Source organism: Dietzia sp. HMSC21D01, assembly GCF_001815995.1.
Lineage (GTDB): Bacteria > Actinomycetota > Actinomycetes > Mycobacteriales > Mycobacteriaceae > Dietzia > Dietzia cinnamea.
Window position 1 is genome coordinate 1 of the sequence record NZ_KV823935.1, and the last position, 6,426, is coordinate 6,426.

3 protein-coding genes are annotated in these 6,426 nt (G+C 66.4%); 2 read left to right on the top strand and 1 reads right to left on the bottom strand.

Annotation, left to right across the window (positions count from 1 at the left end):
- Positions 1–950: Ig-like domain repeat protein (locus HMPREF3086_RS18970; RefSeq protein WP_210401857.1), on the bottom strand; the 950-nt coding region annotated here is incomplete at its 3' end.
- Positions 951–1,970: 1,020 nt separating this feature from the next.
- Between HMPREF3086_RS18970 and HMPREF3086_RS09765 the strand changes: the two genes are divergently transcribed.
- Complete coding sequence (locus tag HMPREF3086_RS09765) at positions 1,971–4,331, top strand: hypothetical protein (RefSeq protein WP_141764052.1); 2,361 nt, start codon at positions 1,971–1,973, stop codon at positions 4,329–4,331.
- A 541-nt stretch (positions 4,332–4,872) separates the two neighbouring features.
- The gene (locus tag HMPREF3086_RS09770) at positions 4,873–6,312 is read left to right on the top strand and encodes an Ig-like domain repeat protein (RefSeq protein WP_168169080.1); all 1,440 of its coding nucleotides are present in this window, start codon (positions 4,873–4,875) and stop codon (positions 6,310–6,312) included.
- Positions 6,313–6,426: the final 114 nt, after the last annotated feature.

Genomic DNA, 6,426 nt, shown 5'->3' on the forward strand with positions numbered 1-6,426 from the left:
GGGGTGACGCTCGCGGTGGCGACGATGGTGTCGCCAGCGATGACCTGCGTGGCGTCGAGGGTGAGGTCGGTCTGGGTGGCCTCGGACTCGACCTGCGCCGTCCCGGTGGCGGTGCTGGTCGCGTAGCGAACCGAATCGGTCGGGGTGAACGTCGCTTCGACGGAGAAGTCGCCCTGTTCGGTGAACGTGTGGGTCGCGACGGCCAAGCCGTTCTCCACCTCCACGGGATACTCCGCGCCATCGACGGCGAACGTCACGGTGCCGGGTACGTCGGTCGGGGTGACGGTGGCGGTGAGCGTGGCCTGTTCGCCGACCCTGGCGACCGTCGGCGCGACGTCGAGATCGGTGTCAGTAGCGATGTTGCCGACGGTGACGGTCTCCGTGTCCGAACTGGTGGTGTAACGCTGATTGTCGGCCGGGACGAACTGCGCGTTCACTGTCGCGCGGCCGAGGTCGGTGAGCGTCAGCTCCGTGGTCGCGGTGCCGCCGACGACCGGGACCGTCTCGGTCTGGTCCCCTACGGTGAACACGACATCTCCCGTTGCATCGGCCGGGGTGACATTGGCGGTGGCGCGGACGGTGTCTCCGGCGATGATTTCAACGTCGCTGAGGTCGAGGTTCGTCTGGGTTGCCTCGCTCTGGATGGAAACCGTCCCACTGCGTGAGGAGCCGTTCCACTGGCTGGAGTTGGCGGGGATGTAGGTAGCCGTGACGGACTTGGAGCCCGTCGTCGAGAAGGAGGTCGTGGTGGTCGCGACCCCGTTGACGACGTTCGCCGTGAGAGTCTGACCGTCGACGTTGAAACGCACCGTGCCCGTCGGGGTGTTGGTGCCGTGGTTGGCGCTCACTCGCGTGGACAGGGTGACGTTCTCGCCCACCCGCCCGGTCGACGGGGTGACGCTGATGGCCTGGGTCGTGGTGGCGACGGCGGGGAGGGTGAAGCGGACCACATTGTGTGCAGTCGGGAACCAATCACCGTTCGTCTCGAGGTGTGCTCGAACTCCGAACTGGTGGACGCTCCCGCCTTGGGCATTGGCGGGAATGTTAAACGACAACCAGCCAGAGCGGGAGCTGTCCTTCTGCACGGTCCGCATCGCAACGCTGCTCGGCTGACCGCCGAAGTAATTGGTTTGTCCGTGAGCGCCGACGTTCGTCATGTGGTCACCCCCGCTGCCGCGCAGTGTGTATCCGGACGGAACGGTGAAACCGTAAGTATTGAGTACGCGGTTACTAAGTAGCCAGGCGCCGGAGCCGTGTGTGTTTGTCGCCGTGATGTCAAGTCGAACGTGACCGCCCGGCCGGAGATCACTGCCCCCGGCGTTGACAGAGGTACTGAACGTGAAGTCCCCGATCCGAGTGGAACCGGTCTGCGCATTTGCGGCTGGCGCGAGACCCAGTACGAGGGCGAGGGTCGACAGCACGACGACAGCGGCGCGGGGGATCCAGGCGGCCGGTGGTGCGGAACGAGGCGTTGGGGGGCGGCAAACAGCTGACATCAAGGGACTCCGAGAGGACGGTGGAGGGTGGAGGGTGAGATGCGAACGATCGAGAACGTTGATCCCGCCCGGGCTCGGGCAGGCACCGTGGTTCATCGACCGCGGTGACCGGACCCATCTTAGCGGGACTATTATTTTAGTAAACCCTTACTTCTCAGATCTCGGCCCAAGGGCTAACTGCTCCCAGCCGCCACACGAGAAGCTACGCGCGGTCGAGCAGTAGGGCCGAGAATCCAGCAGACGACCACCACTCGACCGGCCGGTTAACAGCTGGCCAACACAGTTCGATCCTGAGGCGGCCATACCGCGGCGGAGTATGCAGGTTAGGGCGGGCGCAGAAAACCAGTGTGCTAAGCCCCTTGCGCGCCTGAGAATGGTCTATATAGTTCATGAAGGTAACCTGCCGCGCGCCCAACCCCCTCGGGCGTCCCCTTCCAGCTCTGAAGGAAACTCATGCGCCGCGCACTCGCGTGGTTGTCCGCCGTCGTCGTCACACTCGGGGTTGCCACCGTTCCGTCGGTTGCCACCGCTCAGACGACCCGCACAACCACTTCATTCGGCACCACTTGTTCCATCAATGCGCCGATTGTCGGGCAGATGGATATGTCACCCCAGAACCCGGTGCAGATCCACGTGACCTCACCGGAATCTGTCGAAATCGGTGAGCGGTTCGATGTGACGTTCGAAATCGACCCGATCAGCGTGTCACTGGACTCGATACCCGGTGGAATCAGTCTGCAGCAGGCGTCGCGCCTCAAGCTCGATCTTCAGCGTCCTGCTGGCACCCGTCTCGTCGGTCACCGGTTCACCGGCGGAAACATAGACATCTCGAACGCCCAGGTCATTACGGTCAACGAAAACGGCGCACCGGACGTGAACGGAAACGTGCTGCGACTCACCGACAACGGCCACCACACCGTCGGCAACGGCGGCAACGTCGCGACGAACAGCCACAGAGGCCTCGGAATGGACCTCCGTGGTGCCAACTCGCTGGATTTCGAGTTCCCGCGGGTCACACTTACCTTTGAGGCCGAGCGGGCGGGCCGGGCCGACATCGGGGTCCGGACCCAGGGCCAGGCGGCCAGCTACGGCTCCAATCCGGCCAGCTTCCTGACAGCCCTCGCGTCCGCGTCGGTCCCGCTTCTCGGTGCGCAGTGGGTCCCGGCGTACTGCAGTCCGCGGGTGTCGGCCTCGGCGCCGATCAGTCCCGCAGCTGCGGCAATGAAATCGGTTACCATTCGGGGACTTCCCACGTCGGCGACCCTGGAGGGGCCCGATACCGTCTTCCTGCGGACGCCGGCCGAGTTCGTCGCCACTGTCGATCCTCGGATCGCGGGCGAGGTCACCTTCGTCAACGGTGCCGAGCGGGTGACCGCTCCGGTGAACACCGGGACGGGCGAGGCTCGCGCCGAGCTGACGTTTAACAACCCCCAGCCGGCTCATGTCATCGCGACGTTTACACCCACCAACGCGCGCTACGCGCCCGCGCGCACCGAACTCCTGGTGACACCGGAACGTCTGGCCGCGGTGATGACCATGGAGGCCCCCGGGGTGACGAACGCGTTCACCCGCACGTCGGTCTCTGTCGACCTGCCCGCCGAGGCACGCGGAACGGTGACGTTCAGCGGCGGTGGCCAGGAGCGGACCGTCGACGTACGTGACGGCCGGGCCGCCACGAGCCTGACGTTCACCAACCCAGGGGAGACCGAAGTGACGGCGGTGTACGCCCCGTCCGCCGCGTCCCCGTACGGGACCGCAACGGCTACGTCGATGATCCTCGTGGAGGAGAGCACAGCTACCACCCTCGTTCTGAACGGGCTGGACGAGCCGGGATATGTCGCCGAACCCGTGATACTCGAGGCGGTCGTCAACCCGGCCGAGGGCACGGAGAACCCGCGCGGCCGTGTGGAGTTCTCCGCCGGGCAACAGTCGAGCGTCGTTGACGTGGTCGATGGACGGGCCGTCGCCGAGTTCACCTTCGGCCGGGAGGGTGCCGTCGAGGTAACCGCTACCTACCATCCCTCAGGCAGCGGTCAGAACCTGGCCAGCGACGCCGGGACCCTGCAGATCGTCGACGCGGTTGCGACCGATTCCCAGCTCGTCGGTCTGACGTCGGCGGAGCCTGGCCGCGCCACCCCATACACGATCGTCGTGAACCCGGCGGGCGCTTCCGGTACGGCCACCGTGCGTATCGACGGCCGCGTCGTGGGCACCGACATCCCGGTCATCGATGGTGAAGGGCAGGTCAGTCTGACGTTCCCGCCGTCGACGAACTCCGATCGCACCGTCACGGTGGACTTCACCCCGACCGACGCTCGAGTCCTGCGCCCGCACACGTCCCAGCACGTCGTGCAGGTCGCGGCGGCCCCGGTCAACGAGGACGCGCTCACGATGACCATCGCCGGCCCCGAGTCGGTGGTGCCGGGCGAGACGAACCGGATCCGCGTCGAGGTGAGCCCCGAGAACCCGGAGCTGGCCGCCACGACACTCAACGGCTACCTGACCGCCACCAACAACGGTGTCGCGGTGGTGGGTGCGGACGAGCAGCCGGTCCGGATCCCCGTGGTCCGGGGCATCGCCGACATGGACGTGGTCTGGACGAGCGGCTACCCGGCCTCCAAGTTCCTGCAGTTCACCTACCACTCGGCGGACGGTGCCGAACGACTCAGTGAAGCGATCACCGTCACCGTCGTCGGCGCTGGGGACGGCACCGACACCGTGGTGCTGAGAACGGCCGCAGCCGGAGGTCCCGGCGCACCAGCCGAAAGCGGCGAACTCAGCCTCGGCTCCCTCTCCGGTGGCGGCGGCAGCCTTTCCACCACCTTCGGTAGCTGACGGCTAGAAAAGGACTCAAGAGATCATGTTTCGCAAACTCATCGTCGCCCTCGCGGCGCTAGCCCTGGTGGTGGGCCTGGCGCCTGTCGCGTCAGCTCAGACTGGAACCACAAACATCGATGACTTCCGGTTCGATGTCTCACTGGACTCCGGGCAGAGCGCGCTTCGTCCCGGGGGACACGTCCGCTTCAACATCTCGGCCACTAATACCCGATCGGGCCTGCCGCTAATCGACAACCGTGTCATCAATACGTATGGATTGACCGTGCCCGACGGGTTTACCCTGCACGGTAGCGGCGGCACTGACTTCATCGAGGTCGGTAACCACGATCAAGGTCCTAACTACTGGGGCGGGAAACCGAGAAACTTCGCGTTTCAGACGGTGCAGCCGGGAGCTTCCCGCTCTGGCTGGCTGACACTCAACATCCCTGCGAACGCGCAAGGCGGCACCGAATTCCGGTTCGGGGTTCGAGCTCATCTCGGCACCGGCGGTAGCTGGAAACCCACCCGGGACAACGTCGTTAGATTCACGCTGCCCGCGGTGGGAACCCGCACGACCGTGATGGCTGATCCGGTCAATGTCCAGGAGGGTGGTTCCACCACTCTGACCGCCGCCGTCTCGCCGGTCCACGGCACCAACACCGTCGACAGTGGCGAGGTCGAATTCCGCGTGAACGGAACGGCGCTCGGCCGGGTCCCGCTCGAGGCGGACGGCCGGGCGAGTATTCCCCACACCGTGCCGTTGCTTGCAGACCGCACTCCCGTGCCTCAGCAGGTGACCGCGCACTTCCTTGGTCTGAGCCCACGATTCGCCTCGTCGCAGTCGCCGGTTACCACCATCACGGTGCAGCCGGAACCGAAGACCGAGATCACCAGCACGATCGGCGTCGAGCTCACTCGGGGGCTGATCGACGACGGACGGTTGCCGGTCAACCTGGGGATCACCGTTAATACCAGCGACGGACTCGACCTACCTGCAGGCGCCCGGGTCGAGGTGCTACGCAACGGCACCGTCATCGGCACGGCAGAGGTCGACGGGGTCACCGCCACGTTCACTGACATGGTCGATGCCGTCGTCACCGAAGCGACCGCCTACACGTACACCGTCCGGATGCCTGAGATCGACGGGTACGACACCATCCACCGCGGGACGACGTCCGACCCAGTGCGGGTGACGCTCGCTCCCGAGTTCGTACCGGCCCTCACGGTCTCGGTCGACCCGACGACAGTGCTCATCGGTCGCCCGGTCGACATCACCGCCACGATGGACATCGACGACGCCCCCGTGCCGGCCGGCGCGGACGTGATCATCCGGGTCAACGGTCGCGACATCGGAACGGTCCAGACGGACGCCAACGGCAACGCACTTCTCCCCGATCACGTCTTCACCACCGCCGGCGAGAAGTCGATCGTCGCGGTGTTCGAGGGCGGCGAGGTCGACGGCACGGCGTATGAGCCGAGCACGTCCGCCCCGGTTCTGCTCACCGTCGACGCGCTGCCGGAGGTCGACAGCGGCACGGTCATCGAGCTGCAGACCGAGGCGACGGCCGGCGACGAGGTGGCCCTCACCGCATTCGTCTCGCGGGCCGACGGAGCGGATCTGTCCGACGAGGCGGTCGCCGATCTCGGCTCGGTGTGGTTCTTCCAGGACGGCCAGGCCGTCGGGTCCGCGCCGGTCACGGTCGATCCCGACACCGGCATCGCAACGGCGGTGTTCACACACCGCTTCGCCGAGCGTGGCGAGTACCGGATGACCGCTGAGTACTCGGGCGTCACGGTGGGCGAGGAGATCATCTCCCCGTCAGAGACGACCGCGGCCACGATCATCACGGTCTCCCCGACCGAGCTCGTCATCGAGGAGCCCGGGCCACCTCCGACTGACGGCGGCGGAGAGGGGGCCCTGGGCTCCCTGGACCTGGGCAGCGTGATGGACCTCATGGGAGACTCCGGCAGCCTGGGTTCGCTCAGCGCGGCCAGCTGACAGCCCGCTCGGCGAAAGCGGCCCGTCCCCGATGGGGCGGGCCGCTTCCGCGTCCGCGGCCGCCATTGCGCGGGCGAGAAATCCGGCTCTTCGCATCTGAGCGTGGGGTCAGGT